This is a genomic window from Klebsiella sp. GW_Kp181 (assembly GCF_040062315.1).
Lineage (GTDB): Bacteria > Pseudomonadota > Gammaproteobacteria > Enterobacterales > Enterobacteriaceae > Klebsiella > Klebsiella oxytoca.
This window is the reverse complement of record NZ_JBEAFR010000083.1, coordinates 121,084-144,322: the sequence shown is the minus strand read 5'-3', so window position 1 is coordinate 144,322 and position 23,239 is coordinate 121,084. Positions and strand designations below refer to the sequence as shown.

Here is a 23,239-nt window from a genome sequence, read left to right as displayed (position 1 = left end):
AATGCGAATATTTGTTTACGGCAGTTTACGACGCAAACAAGGCAACAGCCACTGGATGACCAACGCTCAGTGGCTGGGCGATCATAGTGTCAATGATTATCAACTGTACAGCCTGGGCCACTATCCAGGCGCGGTGCCCGGCGATGGCACGGTACATGGTGAGGTCTATCGTATTGACGCATCGACGCTGGCTGAATTGGATGCGCTGCGTACTAAAGGCGGCGAGTATGCTCGTCACCTGATCCAGACGCCCTACGGTAGCGCCTGGATGTATGTCTATCAGCGCCCCGTTGAGGGCTTCACGCTGATAGAAAGCGGCAACTGGTTGGACAAAGACCAGTATTAATAACGATAACGCCACCTTCGGGTGGCGTTGTTTTTTATGGGGGGATGTTGTCGGCCCGCTAAGGCATCAGCCGCCGCTCAGCAATAGAGCAACGCCCAAAAAAAACACCGCCGGAGGCGGTGTTTTTGCGAACCTGAGTGCGGCAGAATTACTTCTTAGCGCGCTCGAAGGAAGCCACGATTTCGGCTTTCGCCGCTTCAGCGTTGTCCCAGCCGTCAACTTTAACCCATTTGCCTGCTTCGAGGTCTTTATAGTGCTCGAAGAAGTGGGTGATCTGCGCTTTCAGCAGTTCCGGCAGGTCGTTCACATCTTTGATGTGATCGTATTCTTTGCTCAGCTTGGTGTGCGGTACCGCAACCAGTTTCGCATCTTCACCGGATTCGTCGGTCATTTTCAGTACGCCAACCGGACGGCAGCGGATAACGGAACCCGGCTGCAGCGGGTACGGCGTCGGGACCAGAACGTCAACCGGGTCGCCGTCCAGGGACAGGGTGTGGTTGATGTAGCCGTAGTTGCACGGATAGAACATCGCCGTGGACATGAAACGGTCAACGAACAGTGCACCGCTCTCTTTGTCGACTTCGTATTTGATAGGATCTGCGTTCGCCGGGATCTCGATCACGACGTAGATGTCTTCCGGCAGATCTTTGCCCGCAGGTACGTTGAGTAAGCTCATGTCTGTTTCCTTTAAAATGTATGGCAAACAAGTGCCCGGTATTATAGCCAACTCACATCGAATGTCTTCGCTTCTTTTTCCCCAGAACGGGTGGGTGGAGTCCGAATTTTTCGGCGTAATACAGCCTGAAAATCCATAAACATAGCCGCATACTGAATAAAATTATGTAACCGTTTTCATTGCATATGCTTGATATCTCAAAGCGCGCAAAATTTCGTCATAAACGGCGAAGCTCGCGCGGGTCGCGAAGCCTCACCGGCTCTCCGCTGAAGAGTAACGCATCGATTAACATCTAATTAACTTTTTTGAAGTGTGATGTAACGCATTCAGTTACATCTCCGATTGTCTATAGTTTGTCCGCTGGTGAGGCTTTATCCAACAATAACCCTACGAGGATCCTCTTATGTGGAAGCGCTTACTTCTTGTCACCGCAGTTTCCGCAGCTATGTCGTCTATGGCCATGGCTGCCCCTCTGACCGTGGGTTTTTCACAGGTCGGCTCTGAATCCGGCTGGCGTGCGGCAGAAACCAACGTCGCGAAGGAGGAAGCCGCGAAGCGCGGTATCACTCTGAAGATTGCCGACGCGCAGCAAAAACAGGAAAACCAGATTAAAGCCGTCCGCTCTTTTATCGCTCAGGGCGTCGATGCCATCTTCATCGCTCCGGTGGTGGCGACCGGCTGGGAACCGGTACTGAAAGAAGCGAAAGAGGCCAAAATCCCGGTATTCCTGCTCGACCGCTCCATTGATGTTAAAGATAAAGACCTCTACATGACCACCGTGACCGCCAACAACGTGCTGGAAGGCCAGCTGATCGGCGAGTGGCTGGTGAAAACCGTCGATGGCAAACCGTGTAACGTTGTTGAGCTGCAGGGGACCGTAGGCGCCAGCGTGGCGATTGACCGTAAGAAAGGCTTCGCCGAAGCCATTTCTAAAGCCTCTAATATCAAAATTATCCGTTCCCAGTCCGGCGACTTTACCCGCAGTAAGGGCAAAGAAGTGATGGAAAGCTTTATCAAAGCGGAGAACAACGGCAAGAACATCTGCATGGTTTACGCCCATAACGACGACATGGTGATTGGCGCTATTCAGGCGATTAAAGAAGCCGGGCTGAAGCCGGGCAAAGATATCCTCACCGGCTCTATCGACGGCGTGCCGGATATCTATAAAGCGATGATGGCCGGTGAAGCTAACGCCAGCGTCGAGCTGACGCCGAATATGGCCGGCCCGGCTTTCGATGCGCTGGAGAAATACAAAAAAGACGGCACCCTGCCTGAAAAAGTCACCATCACTCAATCGACGCTCTACCTGCCGGATACGGCGAAAGAAGAGTTAGAGAAGAAGAAAAATATGGGCTACTGAGTCGTAGCTAAGAACAGGCCACGTTCCCGGTGGCGCTACGCTGACCGGGCTACAGTTTCACCGCCGTCTGCGGAGCGGGTAGCCCGGACAGGCGCGCAGCGCCGCCTCCGGGATTTCCCCGGTCGCTATAGCACGGCTGATTTCCCTCTCCTCCCCTCGGGGAGAGGGCAAAGGTGAGGGGAGAGCATGAACGGCGAATCGCATCAGGAAATCCTTCGTACGGAAGGGCTCAGCAAGTTTTTCCCCGGCGTGAAAGCGCTGGATAACGTTAATTTCAGCCTGCGCCGGGGCGAAATCATGGCTCTGCTAGGCGAAAACGGCGCGGGTAAATCTACCCTGATTAAAGCGCTGACCGGCGTCTATCACGCCGACCGCGGGACAATCTGGCTGGAAGGCCAGGCGATTTCGCCGAAAAACACCGCCCATGCCCAACAACTGGGGATTGGTACCGTCTATCAGGAAGTGAACCTGCTGCCTAACATGTCGGTGGCGGATAATCTGTTTATCGGCCGTGAGCCCCGGCGTTTTGGCCTGCTGCGGCGTAAAGAGATGGAAAAGCGCGCCACCGCGCTGATGGCATCCTACGGTTTTTCCCTTGATGTACGCGAGCCGCTGAACCGCTTTTCGGTGGCGATGCAGCAGATTGTCGCCATCTGCCGGGCGATCGACCTGTCAGCAAAAGTGTTAATTCTTGATGAACCGACCGCCAGCCTGGATACCCAGGAGGTGGAGATGCTCTTCACCTTGATGCGCCAGCTGCGCGATAGCGGGGTCAGCCTGATTTTCGTCACCCATTTCCTCGACCAGGTTTACGCCGTCAGCGATCGTATCACCGTGTTGCGCAACGGCGGTTTTGTCGGCTGCCGGGAAACCCGCGAGCTGCCGCAAATTGAGCTGGTGAAGATGATGCTGGGCCGCGAGCTGGAGCATAACGCCCTGCAGCGCGCGGGCCGCACCCTGCTCAGCGATAAGCCGGTGGCCGCCTTCGAAGATTTTGGCAAAAAAGGCACCATTGCACCGTTTAGTCTGCAGGTCCGTCCCGGTGAAATCGTCGGCCTGGCGGGTCTGTTAGGCTCGGGGCGCACGGAAACGGCGGAGGTAATCTTCGGCATTAAACCCGCCGACAGCGGCAAAGCGTGGATCAAAGGCAAGCCGCAAACCCTGCGCTCGCCGCATCAGGCATCCTGCCTCGGGATCGGCTTCTGCCCGGAGGACCGCAAAACCGACGGCATTATCGCCGCCGCCTCGGTGCGGGAAAATATTGTTCTCGCGCTACAGGCGCAGCGCGGCTGGCTGCGGCCGATTGGGCGGCGCGAACAAAATGAGATTGCCGAACGTTTTATTCGTCAGCTGGGTATTCGTACCCCCAGCGCCGAACAGCCGATCGAATTTCTCTCAGGCGGTAATCAGCAAAAGGTACTTCTCTCCCGCTGGCTGCTGACGAAACCGCAGTTCCTGATCCTCGATGAACCCACCCGCGGTATTGACGTGGGTGCCCACGCCGAGATCATCCGCCTGATCGAAACCCTGTGCGCCGATGGTCTGGCGCTGCTGGTTATTTCTTCAGAGCTGGAAGAGCTGGTGGGTTACGCCGATCGGGTGATTATCATGCGCGATCGCCAGCAGGTGGCGGAGCTGGCTCTGAGCGAGCTCTCCGTGCCGGCGATCATGAACGCTATTGCGGCATAAGGAGTAACCGATGATGCCTCAATCTGTTCCGAAAACCGGCCAGCCGAAACGGCGCGTTAACTGGCCCAAAGGGATGCCGCAGATCGTTGCGCTGCTGCTGGTGCTGGTGGTTGACAGCCTGGTCGCCCCGCATTTCTACCAGATCGTGCTCCAGGAGGGGCGACTGTTCGGCAGCCCGATTGATATTTTGAACCGCGCCGCGCCGGTGGCGCTGTTGGCGATCGGCATGACGCTGGTTATCGCCACCGGCGGGATTGACCTCTCCGTCGGGGCGGTGATGGCGATTGCCGGCGCAACGGCGGCGTCAATGACCGTGGCGGGACACAGCCTGCCGGTTGTGCTGCTGGCTTCGCTGGGAGCCGGCGCGCTGGCGGGCCTGTGGAACGGTATCCTTGTGGCGGTGCTGAAGATCCAGCCGTTTGTCGCCACGCTGATCCTGATGGTCGCCGGACGCGGCGTGGCGCAGCTGATCACCTCCGGGCAGATCGTCACCTTTGACTCCCCGCCGCTGGCCTGGTTGGGCAGCGGATCGCTGCTGCTGTTCCCGACGCCGGTGATAATCGCCATCGTGACGCTGGTGCTGTTCTGGCTGTTTACCCGCAAAACCGCGCTGGGGATGTTTATCGAAGCGGTGGGGATTAACATTCGTGCGGCGAAAAACGCTGGGGTAAATACCCGCATCGTCGTGATGCTGGCCTACGTGCTGAGCGGAGTATGCGCGGCCATCGCCGGCATTATCGTCGCGGCGGATATTCGCGGCGCGGATGCCAATAACGCCGGGCTATGGCTGGAGCTGGATGCTATTCTGGCGGTCGTTATCGGCGGCGGCTCGCTGATGGGCGGGCGCTTTAATCTGCTGCTCTCGGTTGTCGGGGCGCTGATTATCCAGGGCATGAATACCGGGATCCTGCTGTCCGGTTTCCCGCCGGAGCTTAATCAGGTAGTCAAAGCGGTGGTGGTGCTGTGCGTACTGATCGTCCAGTCGCCGCGCTTTATCAGCATACTGAAGGGGATGCGCGGCCATGATAAAACGTAATTTACCGTTAATGATTACCCTCGCGGTCTTCGTACTGGGATACCTTTACTGCCTGACGCAGTTTCCCGGCTTTGCCTCGACGCGGGTGATCTGCAATATCCTGACCGACAATGCTTTTCTCGGGATCATCGCCGTCGGCATGACGTTCGTGATCCTCTCCGGCGGGATCGATCTGTCGGTGGGGTCGGTGATCGCCTTCACCGGGGTATTCCTCGCCAAAGCGATCGGTTTCTGGGGGATCTCGCCGCTGGTGGCATTTCCGCTAGTGCTGGTGATGGGCTGCGCTTTTGGCGCCTTTATGGGGCTGCTCATCGATGCGTTGAAGATCCCGGCGTTTATCATCACGCTTGCCGGGATGTTTTTTCTGCGCGGCGTCAGCTATCTGGTTTCGGAGGAGTCGATTCCCATCAATCATCCGGTGTATGACGCGCTTTCCGGACTGGCATGGACCATCCCCGGCGGCGGTCGTCTGAGCGCCATGGGGCTGTTGATGCTGCTGGTGGTGATCGGTGGTATTTTTATGGCCCACCGCACCCGCTTTGGCAATCAGGTTTACGCCATTGGCGGTAACGCGACGTCGGCCAACCTGATGGGGATCTCCACGCGGAGCACGACGATTCGCATCTATATGCTCTCTACCGGTCTGGCGACGCTGGCGGGGATCGTCTTCTCTATTTATACCCAGGCGGGTTATGCGCTGGCAGGGGTTGGCGTCGAGCTGGACGCCATTGCTTCGGTGGTGATCGGCGGCACGCTGTTAAGCGGTGGCGTGGGCACGGTTCTCGGCACCCTGTTTGGCGTCGCCATTCAGGGGCTGATTCAAACCTATATCAACTTCGACGGTACGCTTAGTTCATGGTGGACCAAGATCGCCATCGGTATTCTGCTGTTTATCTTTATCGCGCTGCAGCGCGGCCTGACGGTGCTGTGGGAGAATCGGCAGAGTTCGCCGGTGACAAGGGTAAATGTGCGTGCGACTGCTGAGTAGTATTCTGGTTTTTCGCTCAACTTATGTACCTACTCGCCACGTTCATCCATGATAGGTGCCTGATACAACAGGCACCCTGAAAAGGGATATTTTGAGCAAAGGAACGCTATTAATGGATATGGTTGAAGGTGAAGGATTATCAGGCAAGTGCGCCAGCTGTGGGCAAAAGGTATTGCCTCCGGCGCGTTATTGTAAAACCTGTAAGGATAAAAAATATACCGGTATCGGCGGCTGGCTTTATCTGCCGGCTTTAACCCTGACGCTCAGCTCGCTTTTACAGATCGTCGGGATATGTAATACGGTAACGGTTTTTCTGGATGTTGAAGAGGAGTTTAGAGCGTTTGCGCTGTTTGAAGCGGCTGGGGCACTATTTCTTTGGTTATTGGTAGTTTATACGACGATGTTGTTTTTCAGGAAGAAACGTCAGTTGCCAAATTATTATACTGTCTGGGTTCTGTTCACCACGATTCTCTACGCCATCGACTGCTGGATTGCTGCGCATTTTTATGGTGTAGGGCTGGAGGTTGAAGATATAAAAATTTTGGCCTCATGCGCGCTGCAGATAATCATCTGGATACCTTATTTCCACCTGTCGAAACGCGTCAAACTCACCTTCGTGAACTAAAGCAAATAGACGCCGGAATTATCCGGCGTCTGAATATTACGCGTCCGGGAACTCTTTAATAAAGTTCTCGACGTCTTCGACCATATGGTTATTGCCGACGAAGAAAGAGCGGCGCTGGTGCAGGCTTTCCGGGATAATATCCAGAATGCGCTCTTTACCGTCGCTGGCCTTGCCGCCCGCCTGTTCAGCGAGGAACGCCATCGGGTTGCACTCGTACAGCAGACGCAGTTTACCGTCCGGGTGGCTGGCGGTGCTCGGGTAGAGGTAGATGCCGCCTTTGAGCAGGTTGCGGTGGAAATCCGCTACCAGCGAGCCGATATAGCGCGAGGTATACGGGCGCTGGGTCTCTTTATCTTCTTCCTGGCAGTACTTGATGTACTTCTTCACGCCCATCGGGAACTTGATGTAGTTACCTTCGTTAATCGAGTAGGTATTCCCCTTTTCCGGGAAGCGCATGCGTTCCTGGCACAGGCAGAACACGCCAAGGGACGGGTCGTAGGTAAAGGCGTGGACGCCGCAGCCGGTGGTATAAACCAGCATCGTCGAGGAACCGTAAACCACATAGCCGGCGGCGACCTGGCGGTTACCCGGCTGCAGGAAGTCTTCTTCGGTGACGGGAGTACCCACCGGCGTGACGCGGCGATAGATAGAGAAAATCGTCCCGACGGAGACGTTAACGTCGATGTTAGAGGAGCCATCCAGAGGGTCCATCAGCACCACGTATTTGGCGTGTTCACAGCCTTCAAAGACGACGATTTCATCTTCTTCTTCAGAGGCGATCCCGGCAACAATATCGCGTGCTCGCAGTGCGGCTTTCAGCTTTTCATTGGCAAACAGGTCGAGTTTTTGCTGCACCTCGCCCTGAACGTTTTCAGCACCGCTGGCACCCAGGATATCGACCAGACCGGCCTTGTTGATATCGCGGTGGATGATCTTGGCGCCTAACTTTATCGCCGACAACAAAGCAGTCAGCTCGCCCGTTGCGTGAGAGAACTCGTGCTGCTTTTCGACAATAAATTCACCTAACGTTTTCATAACCCGTTCCCTGCATGTTTATGTGAAGTAAAACGAACAAAACAATCTTAACAAAGAATAAAAAAAGTTCGCACAGGTGAATCGCGCCAGCAAAATACGGATTCCCCTGAAATGCATTTCTTTCAGCCCCAACATCCCGGTAAACTGTGCTTCAGATAAGAGAAGGAAATGACGAATGCGCATTCATATTTTAGGAATCTGTGGCACGTTTATGGGGGGGCTGGCGATGCTGGCGCGTTCCCTCGGTCATGAGGTAACGGGGTCGGATGCAAACGTCTATCCGCCAATGAGTACCCTGCTGGAAACCCAGGGAATTGAGTTAATTCAAGGATATGATGCCAGCCAGCTGGATCCTCAGCCGGATCTGGTGATCATCGGTAACGCGATGACGCGCGGCAACCCGTGCGTGGAAGCGGTGCTGGAAAATAACATCCCGTATATGTCCGGGCCGCAGTGGCTGCACGACTTTGTCCTGCGCGATCGCTGGGTGCTGGCGGTTGCCGGGACGCATGGTAAAACCACTACTGCCGGAATGGCGACCTGGATCCTTGAAGCCTGCGGCTACAAGCCGGGCTTTGTCATCGGCGGCGTACCGGGCAACTTTGAGGTGTCCGCGCGCCTTGGCGACAGCCCGTTCTTCGTGATTGAAGCCGATGAATACGACTGCGCTTTCTTCGATAAGCGCTCTAAGTTCGTTCACTACTGCCCGCGTACGTTGATTCTCAATAACCTTGAGTTCGACCATGCGGACATTTTTGACGACCTGAAGGCCATCCAGAAACAGTTCCATCATCTGGTGCGCATTGTGCCGGGCAAGGGCAAAATCATTCTGCCTGAGAACGACATCAACCTGAAACAGACGATGGCGATGGGCTGCTGGAGCGAGCAGGAACTGGTCGGCGAACAGGGCCACTGGCAGGCGAAAAAGCTGACCACCGATGCTTCCTCATGGGAAGTGTGGCTGGACGGCGAGAAAGTGGGCGAGGTGAAATGGGCGCTGGTCGGCGAACATAATATGCATAACGGCCTGATGGCCATTGCCGCCGCCCGTCATGTCGGCGTGCTGCCTGCCGATGCGGCCAATGCGCTGGGTAGCTTTATCAACGCCCGCCGCCGTCTGGAACTACGCGGCGAAGCCAACGGCGTCACCGTATACGACGATTTTGCCCACCACCCGACGGCGATTCTGGCGACTCTGCAGGCGCTACGCGGCAAAGTTGGCGGTACCGCGCGAATTCTTGCCGTGCTTGAACCCCGTTCCAACACCATGAAAATGGGCATTTGCAAAGACGACCTGGCGCCGTCTCTCGGTCGTGCCGACGAGGTCTTTCTGCTGCAGCCGCAGCATATTCCGTGGCAGGTAGCTGAAGTAGCTGACGCCTGCGTACAGCCCGCGCACTGGAGCGCCGATGTCGATACGCTGGTGGATATGATTGTGAAGACCGCGCATCCTGGCGACCACATTCTGGTCATGAGCAACGGTGGTTTTGGCGGCATTCATCAGAAGCTGCTCGATAAGCTGGCGAAAAAAGCCGAGGCGGCCGAATAGGCCATTCTCCGCGTTGGTCCGCCCTCCGCGTGAGGGCGGATAGTTACGGATGGTTCATGTTGATTTCACAAAGAGTGACCTCTACCGATTCCGCTTATTTTCCCGCGCTGGACGCCCTGTACGGCAGGGCCTTCCCGTGGCACGAACAGCGTGAAGCCGAGGCTAAACAGCAGGCGCTTGATAATCCCCATTATGTACTGGAAGCCTGGTTCGATGATGGTCTGTTTATCGGCCTGAGCGGCTGCTGGCGGTTTGCTGACTATAGTTACATTGAACATCTGGCCATCGACGATACGTTACGATCGCGTGGCTACGGCAAGCGGCTGTTAGCTGAAATACTTCAGCGTGCGCCGCTGACCATTCTCGAAATCGATCCGCTGACCAGCGAGATTGCCCATAAGCGTCTGCGCTTTTATGAAACCATGGGGTTTTGCGCGAATCCCTGGGCGCATCGCCATCCGACCTATCATCAGGGTATTGCCGATCATGAATTGATCGTGTTGAGCTACCCGCAGCCGATTGATGAGGCGCGGTATCAGCGCTTTGCGCGGGATTTGCGTTTGGTGGTCATGGCTCAGGCTGGTGCGATCGAGGTATTGTCGCCCGGACAAGGTGCGCCAGGCGCCGCCTCCGGGAAAATCCCCGGTTGCGGCTGATGCCTGAGCTGGGCTAAAGGTCCGTGTGTTTTGAGTTTTTGTCGTCCGGACAAGGCGCGTCAAGCGCCGCCTCCGGGAAGCCGTGCGCAATACGGCCTCCGCTTTTCTTCCGGTTCGCGCTGCGCTTAGCCGGACGACAAGTTCACCGTCGTCTGCGTGTTTTGTCGCCCGGAACATGCTTAACGCGTTAAATTACTCTTTCGCGATAGGCGTTTCGTTTTCTGCCACTTTGCTATCGCCCTGAATAGCCGCGATTTTCTTCTCCACCTCGGCAACCTGCTCGCTGCTGTGCAGCAGCGTATAGGTCAGATCAAACTGGGCGCTTTCCCCGGGCTGAAGCTGCTTAACGCGTTTTTGCTCCCGCTCGATAGTGACCGGATAGGCGTAGCTGGTGCCTGGCTCAATACCGGTGACGTAACCCTGTTTCTCGGTATCGGTATTTTTCCACAGGGTCAGCACCGGTAGCTGGCGGGTATCAAACTGAATAGATGCCCCTTTATCGCCGGCTTTGTTGACCACTGCGGCCAGCGTTTGATGATTTTGATCCGCCAGAGGCTGCATATTAAACACCATTTCATCGAAATCTTTCGTTGGTCCGGCGTAGGTTTGCCAGCTTTTTAAGCCCGCTTTGGCGTAGTCGTTGAATGGACTGATGCTGGCGATCGGGGCCAGGAAGCGGGCGCCTTCTTCGAGGATCGGCTTGCCAAAGTTGCTGTGATAGATAATTTGATAGTCATGCGGATAGTCGGCATGGTTGGTCAGGACATCGTGCAGGCTAAAGCTATTGCTGCCTGGCACGTAGCGCAGTTCGGTCATGGTCTGCAAATCTGCTTTCTTGAAGGTGCTCTCCTTCACCAGTCCACGAACGCGAATTTCATATGGCGCGGTATCCGCCACTTCAACTTCTACCTGGGAAGCCGGCGTGTTGCCGACTTTGCCGTGCAGGGTGTAAATCTGCCCATCGGCGGTCACCGGGTGGCCTGTCCATTCGTAGCCGCAGCGTACCATCATTTCATTGAAACCCTCCAGCCATCCCAGTCCGTTACGGCTTTCGAGGTTAATAAAGGCGGGATTAACCACTTCTTTGACCGGCGAATCCCAGCCCATTCGCGATCCAAAGCCTTCGATTTTTAGCAGGTTCATGCCGCGGGTCGGGCTAAGCGCGATGGTCAGGCCGTCTTTACTATGGATCACAAGGATTTTACTGCCTTCTTGTTTACCGCCGTGAAGGACTTTTTGCTCAATGCTGAAGTTATGCTCTTTTATCTTCAGCTGATCGCTGGTTATTTGCCAGTTTCCTTTATCTATGCCGCTTTCAGCGCTTGTCAGCACCCACGTTTTTGCCATTACCGGCGTAGAAATAAGCGCGGCAATGGCCGTCAAAGCTAATGTCTTTTTCATTTTTCATCCCTTTTGCTGAATCGATTGTGTCACTGATGCAGGGAATTTAGTTGCAAGTGGATTATGAAAATGTGAAGTGTCTCACCTGGTGAGAAAACAGGCGTTTTTATATTTTTAAATGAGATATAAATCTCTTTTCGTCAGTAATATTGAATTTCGTTGCTGAAATTATGTGATTACTATCGTCTTTTGCTTTAACGATTCAGCTTGGGTTCATTGCAGAAATACCGAGGCGGGATAAAAGGGATGGCTGCAGGGAGTCGCTATTCCCTGCAGCCTTAGGCAACGTGGCTTTACCGTTCACAACATCGCAGCGCTGAGGCTATCAAGCGCCGTAGAATGCCAGGGTGTACAACCCTTTAACGTCCTGAACTGACGGATAGTTAGGATTGGTTAACGTACAGGGATCGTCGACGGCATGGCGACTCATTCGGTCGAGCACATTAACAAAGGTCACTTCATTGATTTCCACTTCGTCACACTGGCTCAGCGTTTTCGGGACGCCCAGCCGTTGATTCAGCGCATTGATCGCGGCAATTAAATTATCCATACCTAATGCGGCTTCCAGCTGACGATATTTTTTGGTGAACTTCGCATTATATTGAATGATATACGGCAACATAATCGCATTCGCCAGACCGTGAGTAATGCCAAATTCGCCGCCAATTTTATGCGCCATCGAATGCACTAATCCCAGTGACGCATTGGTGAAGGCGATTCCCGCCAGCGCGGAAGCATTATGCATATGCATGCGGGCATTTAAATCATCGGGTGAGCGCCAGGCGGTTTCCAGATGCTTAAATACCAGCCGAATGGCCTCTACCGCATAAGGGTCGGTAAACGAGTTGGCTGCAGTGGAGACGTAGGCTTCAATCGCATGGGTCAAAACGTCCATGCCGGTGTGAACCGTCACGTGGGGCGGCATTTTTGCCGGAATAGTGGGGTCGAGAATGGCGATATCCGGCACCAGATCGGCGGCAACAATCGGGTATTTGATATGATTTGCCGTATCGGTGATCACCGAGAAGGCGGTGATTTCGGACGCGCTGCCGCTGGTGGAGGGGATCGCCACAAACCGTGCTTTGCTGCGCAGCGGCGGCATGGCACCGACGGGAATAATATCCTCAAACTTCAACTGCGGATGTTCATAGAAACACCACATAACTTTAGCGGCATCCAGCGCGGAACCGCCGCCAATGGCCACTATCCAGTCAGGTTCAAAGGCCAGCATCGCTTTGGCTCCGCGCCAGACGGTTTTAATGGACGGATTGGGTTCAACATTATCGATAATAATGCACTCCATACCCGCTTTATTGAGTTCGCTGACGGCTTTATCCAGAAAGCCAAAACGCTTCATTGAACTGCCGCCGGTGACTAATGCGGCTTTTTTTCCGCTCAGAGTGGAAAGATGCTCTAAAGCATTTTCGCCATAAATAATACTGCGAGGAATTGAGAAGGCCTGGGTCATAGGAAACTCCATTTAATATTAAGGATTTTTTTAGTGTGCAGTCGTTATTAACGATTCAGCGACACGTGCAGAATAAAAAAATCGAATTAATGCTCCAGATACTGCCGGAGCAATATCTGGAGGGAGCTGGCCGTCATATTTCAAGCTGCTTGTACGTTGCCCGCATTTGTTGACCTCAGCCATTTACGCCAGTAAATGTCTGAGGATTCGCTGGGTTGCTACTTGTCCCGCAACTCGTTATATGTTGGGTTTAAATGGCTATTAAATCGTACCGTCCCAGGAGTCGACTTTTTCGCGTTTTGCTTCTTCTTCATCAAACCAGCGCGAAGTCACGCATTTGGACTCTGTATAGAAACGAACGCCATCTTTGCCCAGGCAGTGCAGGTCGCCGAAGAACGACTGTTTATGACCTGAGAAGGGGAATACGCCGACCGGCACCGGGATGCCGACGTTAATACCGACCATACCGCCGTGGGTGCGTTTCTGGAACTCGCGGGCGTAGTAGCCGCTTTGGGTGAAAATAACCGAGCCGTTGGCAAACGGGTTATTGTTCATTAATTTCAGACCTTCTTCGAAGGTTTTTACCCGCTTAAAGCACAGGACCGGCCCGAAAATTTCCTGCGTCCCGACGCTCATCTCCTCGGTCACGCCATCGAGTATAGTCGGCCCGACATAGAAGCCTTTTTCCTGGCCCGGCACCTTAATATCGCGACCATCGAGCACCAGCTTCGCACCCTCTTCGATGCCTTTATTAATCCAGTTGATGACGGATTGTTTATGGTCTTTAGAAATCACCGGACCCATGTCGGTATCGCGCAGATAGCCGGGGCCGATTTTCAGCTGTTTGGCTTTTTCGACGACGGCGGCAATCAGCTTGTCGGCAATCTCTTCCTGCACCACGACGACCGGCAGCGCCATACAGCGTTCGCCCGCGCAGCCGAACGCGGCGTTGATAATGCCGGCGGCGGTACGGTTAATTGGCGCATCGGCCAGCACCAGGGCATGGTTTTTTGCTTCGCACAGCGCCTGGACGCGTTTGCCGTGGGCGGCGGCTTTGGAGTATACGTGCAGGCCGACGGACGTCGAGCCGACGAATGAGACGCCGTTAACGTCCGGATGAGTCAGCAGAATATCGGCTTCGTTACGTGAACAGGTCACGATGTTAATCACGCCATCCGGTACGCCCGCTTCCTGATAGAGTTTGGTGATTTCCATACAGGTCATCGGCGTCATACTGGCCGCTTTAATCACCATAGTGTTACCGGATGCGACGCATAGCGGCGCCATCCATCCCATCGGAATCATCGCCGGGAAGTTAAACGGCACAATGCCGGCGAACACGCCAATCGGCTCACGGTAAAGGTTGGTGTCGATCCCGGCTGACGCGTCCATCAGATTTTCACCCGCCAGCAGAGTCGGGATAGAGCAGGCAAGCTCGGTGCCCTCTTTCGCTTTTAATACATCGCCCTGAGCATCTCCCCAGGCTTTACCGTTTTCTTTCGCCACCAGCTCGGTTAAGCGATCCTGATGCTGGATTAATAATTCACGAACGCGAAACATAATTTGCGAGCGTTTAATCGCCGGAGTATCTGACCACGCCGGAAAGGCTTTGCGCGCCGCGGCAACGGCATCCAGCACTTCTTGCTCGGTGCAGCAGGGGGCCTGAGCCATGACTTCCCCGGTACTTGGGTTATAGACGTCCATATAGCGTTCGGTCTGCGAAACGCGCCATTGACCATCAACGAAATATTTCAGTCTTGGTACAGTAGTCATATTTTTCTCCATGATAATATCTGTCGACTTTCTCTCATAATCAGCCTCTGAGCGGCGGTAAATCACTTACCGCCGGGTCAGCCACTTTCTTGAATATTGAATAAGCGCTTATTTCCGGACAACGGCCTCCGCTTTTTGCGATTTTCCGGCTGCGGTCGGTGATTTTTCAGCGTATTGATTGCCGTAGAAGCTGTCTGTCAGCAGCTGTTTCAATTCAGAAATCAGCGGATAGCGCGGGTTGGCGCCGGTGCACTGGTCATCGAACGCATCTTCCGCCAGCTTATCGACGTGGGCGAGGAAATCGGCCTCCTGCACCCCAGCCTCGCGGATGGATTTTGGTATGCCCAGTTCAGTTTTGAGTGCTTCCAGCCAGCCAAGGAGTTTTTCGATTTTCGCTGCGGTGCGGTCACCCGGTGCAGTCAGACCCAGGTGGTCGGCGATTTCCGCATAGCGACGACGGGCCTGCGGGCGGTCATACTGGCTGAATGCCGTCTGTTTGGTCGGGTTGTCGTTGGCGTTATAGCGAATGACGTTGCAAATCATCAGCGCGTTCGCCAGGCCGTGAGGAATGTGGAACTGTGAACCCAGCTTGTGCGCCATCGAGTGGCACACTCCGAGGAAGGCGTTGGCAAAGGCAATACCGGCGATAGTCGCCGCGCTGTGCACGCGCTCACGCGCTGCCGGGTTCCTGGAACCTTCATGGTAAGACGCCGGCAGGTTATCTTTCAGCAGCTTCAGCGCCTGCAGCGCCTGGCCGTCAGAGAACTCGGAGGCCAGTACGGAAACGTAAGCTTCCAGCGCATGGGTCACCGCATCCAGACCACCGAAGGCGCACAGGGACTTCGGCATCTCCATCACCAGGTTGGCATCAACAATCGCCATATCCGGGGTCAGGGCATAGTCAGCCAGCGGGTACTTCTGCCCGGTGGCGTCATCGGTAACAACGGCGAACGGCGTCACTTCCGAGCCGGTACCAGACGTGGTGGTGATCGCCACCATTTTGGCTTTAACCCCCATTTTCGGGAACTTGTAGATACGTTTACGGATATCCATAAAGCGCAGCGCCAGCTCTTCGAAGTGGGTTTCCGGATGTTCATACATGACCCACATGATTTTCGCCGCGTCCATCGGGGAGCCGCCGCCCAGGGCGATAATCACGTCCGGTTTGAAAGCGTTCGCCAGCTCAGCGCCTTTACGGACGATGGTCAGAGTCGGGTCAGCTTCCACTTCAAAGAAAACTTCTGTTTCAACGCCAGCCGCTTTCAGTACGGAAGTGATCTGATCCGCGTAGCCGTTGTTAAACAGGAAGCGGTCGGTGACGATCAGCGCGCGTTTGTGACCATCGGTGATCACTTCGTCCAAAGCGACTGGCAGTGAGCCCCGACGGAAGTAGACAGATTTCGGAAGTTTGTGCCACAACATGTTTTCAGCTCGCTTAGCCACGGTTTTCTTGTTAATCAGGTGCTTCGGCCCGACGTTTTCCGAGATCGAGTTGCCGCCCCAGGAGCCGCAGCCGAGGGTCAGGGAAGGGGCGAGGCTAAAGTTGTAGAGGTCGCCGATCCCGCCGTGGGAGGTCGGGGTGTTGATCAGGATGCGCGCGGTTTTCATCTTTTCGCCAAACAGCCTGACGCGATCCGCCTGGTTATCCTGGTCGGTATACAGGCAGGAGGTGTGGCCGATGCCGCCCATATCCACCAGCTTCACCGCTTTCTCCACGGCATCGGCGAAATCCTTCGCCCGGTACATGGCGAGCGTGGGCGACAGCTTTTCGTGGGCAAAAGGCTCGCTGTCGTCGATGTCCCGGACTTCGCCAATCAGGATTTTGGTGTCCGCAGGCACCGCGATCCCGGCCATTCCGGCAATATTGACCGCTGACTGCCCGACAATAGCCGCGTTGAGCGCACCGTTTTTCAGCAGAATCCCCTGCACGGCCTTCAGCTCCTGGCCCTGCAGCAGGTAGCCGCCGTGGCTGGCGAAACGTTCGCGTACCGCGTCGTAGGCCGCGTCCACCACCACCACCGACTGCTCGGAGGCGCAGATGACGCCGTTATCGAAGGTTTTTGACATCAGAATCGAAGCCACAGCGCGCTTCACGTCGGCGGTTTCATCGATCACCACCGGGGTGTTGCCCGCGCCGACGCCAATCGCCGGTTTACCGGAGCTGTAGGCCGCTTTGACCATGCCCGGCCCGCCGGTGGCGAGGATCAGGTTGATGTCCGGGTGGTGCATCAGGCGGCTGGACAAATCCACGGTCGGCTCGTCAATCCAGCCAATGATATCCGGCGGCGCGCCGGCCTCTACCGCCGCGCGCAGCACGATCTCCGCCGCACGGTTGGTGGCGTTTTTCGCCCGCGGGTGCGGGGAGAAAACGATGCCGTTGCGGGTTTTGAGGCTAATCAGCGACTTAAAAATGGCGGTGGAGGTCGGATTGGTGGTGGGGACAATCCCGCAGATCAGGCCGATGGGTTCGGCAATGGTCATAGTGCCAAAGGCGTCATCTTCAGACAGCACCCCGCAGGTTTTCTCATCTTTATAGGCGTTGTAGATATATTCGGAGGCAAAGTGGTTTTTGATGACTTTATCTTCCACGATGCCCATGCCGGACTCGGCAACCGCCATTTTGGCCAGCGGAATGCGGGCATCGGCGGCGGCCAGCGCGGCGGCGCGGAAGATTTTATCGACCTTCTCCTGAGAAAAGCTGGCATAGGCCTGTTGCGCCTTTCGTACCCGTGCGACCAGGGCATCGAGGTCGTCATTACTGGTGATGAGTGACATAAGTTTTCTCCGTAAGGGATTGAATTCTCTTAAGTAAAACATGTGCCTTTCCTGTAATGACGCCAAACCTTCCGCCACTGCAGATGCCTGGTTTTAATTAACAGAACTGACTGACCAGAAACTTCTCGGGTACCGTTGCGTTTATTCGCTCGCTAATGAAATTAATTTTTCATTATAATGATGTATGAAATACAAAAACCGTTTTGAGAGATGGATCAAAGATAAGCAAACTGCTGTTAAAGGCAGCCTGTTAAAGGCGAGGTAATATGATTTAATTCATTAAAATCATGTTGTTATAATTTTAATTTTTCAAGGGTGGTGAAAAGAGAGCGGTTGGCTGTCTTGCCGTGTCAGGTTTTATTGTGAAATAAAGGTTAAAATTAAACGCTTATTTGAAATTAAAATGAAAAATTAAAACCAATCAGGATGCAGAGGAAAGAAGAAGGGAGAGATCGATGATGTCGCTTGTACGGGAGGGCGGGTCGCCCGGATCGGGCAAGCGCCGTAATCCGGGGGAGTTATGCAGAATTAGCCTTCGTTTTCGGCCAGTTCACGCAGATACTGGAAGATAAGCCGCGCGGATTTCGGCGGTTTATTACCTTCTTTCTCTTTTTGCGCGTTGCGGATAAGCGAACGCAGCTGCTGACGGTCGGCGTCAGGCCACAGGTTCAGCACTTCCGCAACGGCGTCATCACCATTATCAATCAGACGATCGCGGATCTGTTCAAGCTTATGGAACAGCGCAACCTGCTGGTTGTGGCGGTTCTTCAGCTTGTCCAGCGCCTGACGGATCGGCTCGACGTCACGGCTGCGCAGCATTTTACCAATCAGCTGCAGCTGGCGGCGGCGGCCTTCTTTCTTGATACGCTGTGCGAGCTCAATCGCGTCGCGCAGGTCGGTATCCAGCGGGATTTTATCGAGCGCGTTTTTACCCAGCTCGACCATTTCCGCGCCAAGACGCTTCAGTTCTTCGGCGTCGCGCTTAATTTCACTTTTACTGACCCAGATAATTTCATCGTCTTCATCTTCGACGTCATCACCAGGGACGTCGTCGAGCCAGTCTTCGGGCTGCTTTGTCATCTCAGGCTCCTTAAAAAAGAGACTAATGTTACCAGTTAAGGCGCGCACTGAAAAACGGTTCTCTGTTAGACTTCAGTTAACTCCTTCTTACATTATGGCATTAGCGATGAAAGTCATCTCTCAAGTTGCACAACAGCGTAAGACGCTGGAAGAGGCCGTGACCACGGCGCTGGAACTGGCGGCAGGCAAATCCGACGGCGCGGAAGTCTCCGTCAGCAAAACCACCGGTATCGGCGTTAGCACCCGCTACGGCGAAGTGGAGAACGTAGAATTCAATAGCGATGGTGCGCTAGGCATCACCGTTTATCATCAGAATCGTAAAGGCAGCGCCTCTTCGACCGACCTTAGCCCGCAGGCCATTGCCCGCACGGTGCAGGCGGCGCTGGATATTGCCCGCTACACCTCGCCGGACCCGTGCGCGGGCGTGGCGGATAAAGAACTGCTGGCTTTTGATGCCCCGGATCTGGACCTGTTCCATCCGGCTGATGTTTCCCCGGATGAAGCCATTGAGCTGGCCTCCCGCGCGGAACAGGCGGCGCTGAAAGCTGATAAACGCATCAGCAATACCGAAGGCGGTAGCTTTAACAGCCATTACGGCATCAAAGTGTTTGGTAACAGCCACGGCATGCTGCAGAGCTACTGCTCGACTCGCCATTCGCTCTCCAGCTGCGTGATTGCTGAAGAGAATGGCGATATGGAGCGCGATTACGCTTACACCATTGGCCGGGCGATTGGCGATCTGCAATCGCCGGAGTGGGTTGGCGAGGAGTGCGCCCGCCGCACCCTGTCGCGCCTGGCCCCGCGTAAGCTATCGACGATGAAAGCGCCGGTGATTTTCGCCAATGAAGTGGCTACCGGTTTGTTTGGTCATCTGGTCGGGGCGATTGCCGGCGGTTCGGTTTACCGTAAATCCACCTTCCTGCTTGATGCGCTGGGAACCCAGATCCTGCCGGACTGGCTGACCATTGAAGAGCATCCGCATCTGCTGAAGGGGCTGGCCTCTACGCCGTTTGATAGCGAAGGCGTTCGTACGGAACGCCGCGATATCATTAAAGACGGCATACTAACCCAGTGGCTGTTGACCAACTACTCGGCGCGCAAGCTGGGATTGAAGAGCACCGGCCACGCGGGCGGCATTCATAACTGGCGTATTAACGGTCGCGGCCTGAGTTTTGCAAAGTTGCTTAAAGAGATGGGGACCGGTCTTGTCGTCACGGAACTGATGGGGCAGGGTGTAAGCGGCGTCACCGGCGACTACTCACGCGGCGCATCCGGCTTCTGGGTAGAAAACGGCGAAATTCAGTATCCGGTCAGTGAGATAACCATTGCAGGAAATCTGAAAGATATGTGGCGTAATATCGTGACCATCGGCGACGATATCGAAACGCGCAGCAACATTCAGTGCGGTTCTGTACTGCTGCCGGAGATGAAGATCGCCGGTCAATAACACCTGTGTGCTTAATAATAAAAAAGGAAGTGAGCAATGCGTAAAAAACTGTTAGCGATGCTGGCCGTATCGGCTTTTGCGCTTGGTTCGGCATCGGCTTTCGCCGATCTGGGCGAAGATATGGATACCCTTGCCGAGAACCTGCAAGTGGTGCAGAAAACTTCAGATGCCGGTGAGCTGAAAGCGGCGCTGAATAAGATGCGTACAGCGGCGGTTGACGCCCAGAAAGAGACGCCGCCGAAGCTGGAAGGTAAAGCGGATGACAGCGCGGAAATGAAGGACTATCGTCACGGTTTTGATGTGCTGATCGGCCAGATTGACGGCGCGCTGAAGCTGGCTGACGAAGGTAAAGTCAAAGAGGCTCAGGCCGCAGCGGAAGAGTTTAAAACCACCCGCAATACGTATCATAAGAAGTATCGTTAATCGTCTGCAGATTTCGGGTATTTCTGCCGGGCGGAGGCTGACGCCTTGCCCGGCCTACCAGACCCCAAATCTAAACCTGAATCCTCGGTCGGTAACCTCAAGCCCTGTTCCCATCCTCAACCTTGATCCTAACCTTTTCCGCTTTCCCGGCAGCCTGGCGGGCGGATAAAAAACCTGTTCCATCACATTTCTGCGTTTTTCTCTTCAGGTCGTTCCGCGCCGCCAGCGCTGCGATTATGTGATATTCATCACGCGAATTTGGCTAAATGAACACATTCTCTGTGGTTATGTGAAATGAATCACACATGCCGTCGTTCTTTCCACTTCGAAGTGGAAAACAACTCGCTACAAACTCTTATCCCCCGGCATTAGTGTTATCCCCAGAGACATCAACGGGGTAAATCAAGTGAATAACGGAGCGGTAACACACGTCCCAGAGGAGCAGGCCACGCTAACCGAACAGCTGGCCGACAGGATGCTGCAGCAGGTTTTCGCGCTATTAAGCCGCCGCAACATCGTTCCCAACGACGTTCAGGAGCAAATGCTGACTTCCCACGTTCGGGCGATGGCCCATCGGTCAATCAGCGGCGAGCCGCTGCCGGAAGTGGATGCCAGCCTGTTCGAAGAGATCTCAGAAGATTCAATGATGCTGGCCCGCGAAGTGGTCGCGCAGTTCGGCAATCTGCCAGATGAAGAAGCCTGGCTGCTGTCCGTCCACTTCGAAGTCGCGAAAGATAACCTGTAAGGAGCATACAAATGGAACAAATCACCGTTGTTATTGGCGATCGCCTGGGTAAAGGTCAAAAAGTTGCCGCAGGTGCGGAAAAAGCTGGCGCTCGCGCCGTTGTCGTTCCGGGCGTTGCTGCGGATATGAAACTGGGCGACATGATGAAAGCCGAAAACGCTACCTTCGGTATCTCTTTCTGCGGCAGCGGCGGCGCAGGGGCAATCACCGCGCAGAATAAGCATGGCTACAAAGCAAAATATGGCATGCGTTCCGTTGATGAGGGCGTCACCGCGATCAACGAAGGCTACAACGTACTGGGCTTCGGCTTTATGGATAAAGAAGAACTGGGCGAACGCCTGGTGGAAGCCTGGAAGAAGAAATACGGCGCGTGAGTATGAAAGAGCAATTCACCACCACGGTGAGCGTTACCGGCAAAGGCGAGAGCAAAACGCGTGCTTTCGCCGATGCCCTGAACCATGTCCAGGCGGCGGTGATGAAAACGTCGCCGCACATCTTACTGCGTATTGAACCACAGGATGTGGAGGTTGTTCATGCGCGTGAAGCGGTACGGAAAGAGGCATTTTTATTCTTCTTTCTGCGCCGTGAGCGACGGACCTACAGCGTGGAGCTGAACGTTACCGTCACCGTGACCGCCATTAATCTCGATAAAGTGGATTTCGTCACGCAAACCTGATTTTCACCAAAGGGTCAGACTATGTTCCTGATAATTTTAATAAAATCGCTCATCATCGGCGGCCTGGTCGGCGTCGGCGTAGGCGCCGGAGCGGCACGCATGTTTCATGCGCCCACCACGCAGGGGATGGGGGCGTTTCGTACCTTGGGCGAGCTGAATTCATGTGAAGGCGATCCGGCTTCACACTTCTCTTTTGGTCTGGGCTTCTTCTTCAACGCCTGGGCCTCTTCCGTCGCGGCAGGCTCCTTCACTCAGGACGTTGACCACCGCATCATCCCCAACTGGGGGGCGGCAGCGCTGATGATCAAAAACCGCAACGTCGGCGAGACGCTGCACGATCCGAAAAAGATGGCCATCGCTTGCGGCATTATCGGCATGATCGTTGTGGCTTTCCTCAACCTGACCGCCTCTTCAGTACCGGAAGCGCTACAGGTGACGGCGGTCAAAGTGCTGGTTCCGGCGGCAAACCTGCTGGTGAACACGGTGATGCCGGTCATCTTCTGGCTGGCGGCGATTGATGCCGGCAAAAAGTCGGGCTTTTGGGCGACGATTTTCGGCGGCGCGGCGCAGCTGATTATGGGTAACGCCGTCCCGGGCCTGGTGCTGGGCATCCTGATCGGGAAAGGCGTGGAAGAGAGCGGCTGGCACCGCGTCACCAAAGTGATGATGGTAGCAATCGTCGCGCTGTTCGTTCTGAGCGGCTTCTTCCGCGGTTTCGACATGAAGATGATTGAATCCTTCCATCTGACCGTGCCGAACTGGCTGGAACTGATCCACAACTCGCTCAGCGGTAAATAACAGGGGCCTCTCATGGAACAAAATAAAGGTTTTTGGTATGCCGACTGGTCGTTCCCGATCTTTGTTGGTCTGCTCTCCGCCGGCGTTTTTGCCGGGACGCATATGTACTACCTCTACGGCATCGGCGCGTTTAACGAAGTCGCCTTCGTGGCGATGCTGAAAGCGGGAATTGATACCGGTGCCTACGGCGCGGTCGCGGCGTTCGGCGCCAGCTTCCTGTTCGCGCGTATTATCGAAGGCTCACTGGTGGGGATTCTGGATATCGGCGGGGCGATCCAGACCGGCGTCGGCTTAGGCGTTCCGGCTCTGCTGCTCGGCGCGGGCTTTGTTTTCCCGGTCGCCAACTTTGCCGCCTCGCTGGTCACCGGCCTGGTGCTGGGGCTCGCCATTGGCTACATCATTATCCTGGCGCGCAAATTCACCATCAACCAGAGCGACTCCACCTACGGCGCGGACGTCATGATGGGGGCCGGTAACGCCTCAGGCCGCTTCCTCGGACCGTTGATTATCCTCAGCGCCATGACCGCTTCTATTCCAATCGGCATCGGTTCCCTGGCGGGCGCGCTGCTGTTCTACATCTGGCAGAAGCCTATCACCGGCGGCGCGATCCTTGGCGCCATGCTTCTTGGGTCAATCTTCCCGGTGGCGATTAGTTAAGTCCTGCGGGCGCCTCGGCGCCCGCGTTAACAGGAG

Annotated in this window: 22 protein-coding genes; 15 read left to right on the top strand and 7 right to left on the bottom strand. The window is 55.1% G+C overall.

The window, feature by feature from the left end:
- Position 1: 1 nt before the first annotated feature.
- Complete coding sequence (locus ABLV11_RS23975; RefSeq protein ID WP_004098039.1) at positions 2 to 346, top strand: gamma-glutamylcyclotransferase; 345 nt, start codon at positions 2 to 4, stop codon at positions 344 to 346.
- Between the two features lie 148 nt (positions 347 to 494).
- On the opposite strand, the gene ppa is transcribed toward ABLV11_RS23975, so the two are convergent.
- Entirely contained in the window at positions 495 to 1,022 is a 528-nt protein-coding gene (gene ppa, locus ABLV11_RS23970; RefSeq protein WP_004109025.1) for an inorganic diphosphatase, read from the bottom strand.
- A gap of 403 nt (positions 1,023 to 1,425) precedes the next feature.
- On the opposite strand from ppa, the gene ytfQ reads away from it, so the two are divergent.
- From ytfQ to ABLV11_RS23945, 5 genes are all read left to right on the top strand, one after another.
- On the top strand, positions 1,426 to 2,382 hold the full coding sequence (ytfQ, locus tag ABLV11_RS23965; protein WP_004117462.1) for a galactofuranose ABC transporter, galactofuranose-binding protein YtfQ: 957 nt from the start codon (positions 1,426 to 1,428) through the stop codon (positions 2,380 to 2,382).
- Positions 2,383 to 2,568: 186 nt separating this feature from the next.
- Positions 2,569 to 4,071, top strand: coding sequence for a galactofuranose ABC transporter, ATP-binding protein YtfR (gene ytfR / locus ABLV11_RS23960; protein ID WP_004109019.1), 1,503 nt, complete (start codon positions 2,569 to 2,571; stop codon positions 4,069 to 4,071).
- A 10-nt stretch (positions 4,072 to 4,081) separates the two neighbouring features.
- On the top strand, positions 4,082 to 5,107 hold the full coding sequence (gene ytfT, locus ABLV11_RS23955) for a galactofuranose ABC transporter, ATP-binding protein YtfT (protein ID WP_017145075.1): 1,026 nt from the start codon (positions 4,082 to 4,084) through the stop codon (positions 5,105 to 5,107).
- Entirely contained in the window at positions 5,094 to 6,095 is a 1,002-nt protein-coding gene (gene yjfF / locus ABLV11_RS23950; protein ID WP_004109013.1) for a galactofuranose ABC transporter, permease protein YjfF, read from the top strand. Before ytfT ends, yjfF begins: the two co-directional genes overlap by 14 nt.
- Before the next feature lie 112 nt (positions 6,096 to 6,207).
- Positions 6,208 to 6,720 carry a DUF2569 domain-containing protein gene (locus ABLV11_RS23945; RefSeq protein WP_049593786.1) on the top strand — a complete coding sequence of 171 codons (513 nt, stop codon included), beginning with the start codon at positions 6,208 to 6,210 and terminating at the stop codon, positions 6,718 to 6,720.
- A 36-nt stretch (positions 6,721 to 6,756) separates the two neighbouring features.
- Here ABLV11_RS23945 and fbp read toward each other — a convergent pair whose 3' ends face one another.
- The gene (gene fbp / locus ABLV11_RS23940; RefSeq protein ID WP_004109008.1) at positions 6,757 to 7,755 is read right to left on the bottom strand and encodes a class 1 fructose-bisphosphatase; all 999 of its coding nucleotides are present in this window, start codon (positions 7,753 to 7,755) and stop codon (positions 6,757 to 6,759) included.
- Between the two features lie 175 nt (positions 7,756 to 7,930).
- On the opposite strand from fbp, the gene mpl reads away from it, so the two are divergent.
- A complete protein-coding gene (gene mpl / locus ABLV11_RS23935; protein ID WP_004109005.1) occupies positions 7,931 to 9,304 on the top strand; it encodes a UDP-N-acetylmuramate:L-alanyl-gamma-D-glutamyl-meso-diaminopimelate ligase in 1,374 nt (457 codons plus the stop codon).
- Between the two features lie 56 nt (positions 9,305 to 9,360).
- Positions 9,361 to 9,960: a GNAT family N-acetyltransferase gene (locus ABLV11_RS23930; protein ID WP_047720435.1), complete on the top strand. Its 600-nt coding sequence runs from the start codon at positions 9,361 to 9,363 to the stop codon at positions 9,958 to 9,960.
- A gap of 192 nt (positions 9,961 to 10,152) precedes the next feature.
- Here the strand turns inward: ABLV11_RS23930 and ABLV11_RS23925 are convergent, their stop codons facing one another.
- The 5 genes from ABLV11_RS23925 to yjgA all read right to left on the bottom strand — a co-directional run bounded on the left by ABLV11_RS23925 (position 10,153) and on the right by yjgA (position 18,457).
- The gene (locus ABLV11_RS23925) at positions 10,153 to 11,361 is read right to left on the bottom strand and encodes an aldose 1-epimerase family protein (RefSeq protein WP_049593787.1); all 1,209 of its coding nucleotides are present in this window, start codon (positions 11,359 to 11,361) and stop codon (positions 10,153 to 10,155) included.
- A gap of 325 nt (positions 11,362 to 11,686) precedes the next feature.
- Positions 11,687 to 12,829 (bottom strand): iron-containing alcohol dehydrogenase, encoded by a 1,143-nt coding sequence (locus ABLV11_RS23920; RefSeq protein ID WP_004117483.1) that lies wholly within the window; start codon positions 12,827 to 12,829, stop codon positions 11,687 to 11,689.
- Between the two features lie 261 nt (positions 12,830 to 13,090).
- Complete coding sequence (locus ABLV11_RS23915; protein WP_016809344.1) at positions 13,091 to 14,602, bottom strand: CoA-acylating methylmalonate-semialdehyde dehydrogenase; 1,512 nt, start codon at positions 14,600 to 14,602, stop codon at positions 13,091 to 13,093.
- A 108-nt stretch (positions 14,603 to 14,710) separates the two neighbouring features.
- Positions 14,711 to 17,377, bottom strand: a complete 2,667-nt coding sequence (gene adhE, locus ABLV11_RS23910) for a bifunctional acetaldehyde-CoA/alcohol dehydrogenase (protein ID WP_126488245.1) — start codon at positions 17,375 to 17,377, stop codon at positions 14,711 to 14,713.
- Between the two features lie 528 nt (positions 17,378 to 17,905).
- Positions 17,906 to 18,457: a ribosome biogenesis factor YjgA gene (gene yjgA / locus ABLV11_RS23905; RefSeq protein ID WP_016809342.1), complete on the bottom strand. Its 552-nt coding sequence runs from the start codon at positions 18,455 to 18,457 to the stop codon at positions 17,906 to 17,908.
- 94 nt (positions 18,458 to 18,551) lie between these two features.
- Here yjgA and pmbA point away from each other — a divergent pair, with 94 nt between their 5' ends.
- From pmbA to ABLV11_RS23870, 7 genes are all read left to right on the top strand, one after another.
- On the top strand, positions 18,552 to 19,904 hold the full coding sequence (gene pmbA, locus ABLV11_RS23900) for a metalloprotease PmbA (RefSeq protein ID WP_004108992.1): 1,353 nt from the start codon (positions 18,552 to 18,554) through the stop codon (positions 19,902 to 19,904).
- A 36-nt stretch (positions 19,905 to 19,940) separates the two neighbouring features.
- On the top strand, positions 19,941 to 20,327 hold the full coding sequence (gene cybC / locus ABLV11_RS23895) for a cytochrome b562 (protein WP_004108991.1): 387 nt from the start codon (positions 19,941 to 19,943) through the stop codon (positions 20,325 to 20,327).
- Positions 20,328 to 20,733: 406 nt separating this feature from the next.
- Positions 20,734 to 21,072, top strand: a complete 339-nt coding sequence (locus tag ABLV11_RS23890; protein ID WP_004108984.1) for a glycine dehydrogenase — start codon at positions 20,734 to 20,736, stop codon at positions 21,070 to 21,072.
- Between the two features lie 11 nt (positions 21,073 to 21,083).
- Entirely contained in the window at positions 21,084 to 21,446 is a 363-nt protein-coding gene (locus tag ABLV11_RS23885; RefSeq protein ID WP_004098072.1) for an SFCGS family glycine-rich protein, read from the top strand.
- A 2-nt stretch (positions 21,447 to 21,448) separates the two neighbouring features.
- Positions 21,449 to 21,748 (top strand): DUF4312 family protein, encoded by a 300-nt coding sequence (locus tag ABLV11_RS23880; protein WP_004108982.1) that lies wholly within the window; start codon positions 21,449 to 21,451, stop codon positions 21,746 to 21,748.
- Between the two features lie 21 nt (positions 21,749 to 21,769).
- The gene (locus tag ABLV11_RS23875; RefSeq protein WP_004098075.1) at positions 21,770 to 22,546 is read left to right on the top strand and encodes a DUF4311 domain-containing protein; all 777 of its coding nucleotides are present in this window, start codon (positions 21,770 to 21,772) and stop codon (positions 22,544 to 22,546) included.
- 12 nt (positions 22,547 to 22,558) lie between these two features.
- Positions 22,559 to 23,203, top strand: a complete 645-nt coding sequence (locus ABLV11_RS23870) for a DUF4310 family protein (protein WP_004098076.1) — start codon at positions 22,559 to 22,561, stop codon at positions 23,201 to 23,203.
- Positions 23,204 to 23,239: the final 36 nt, after the last annotated feature.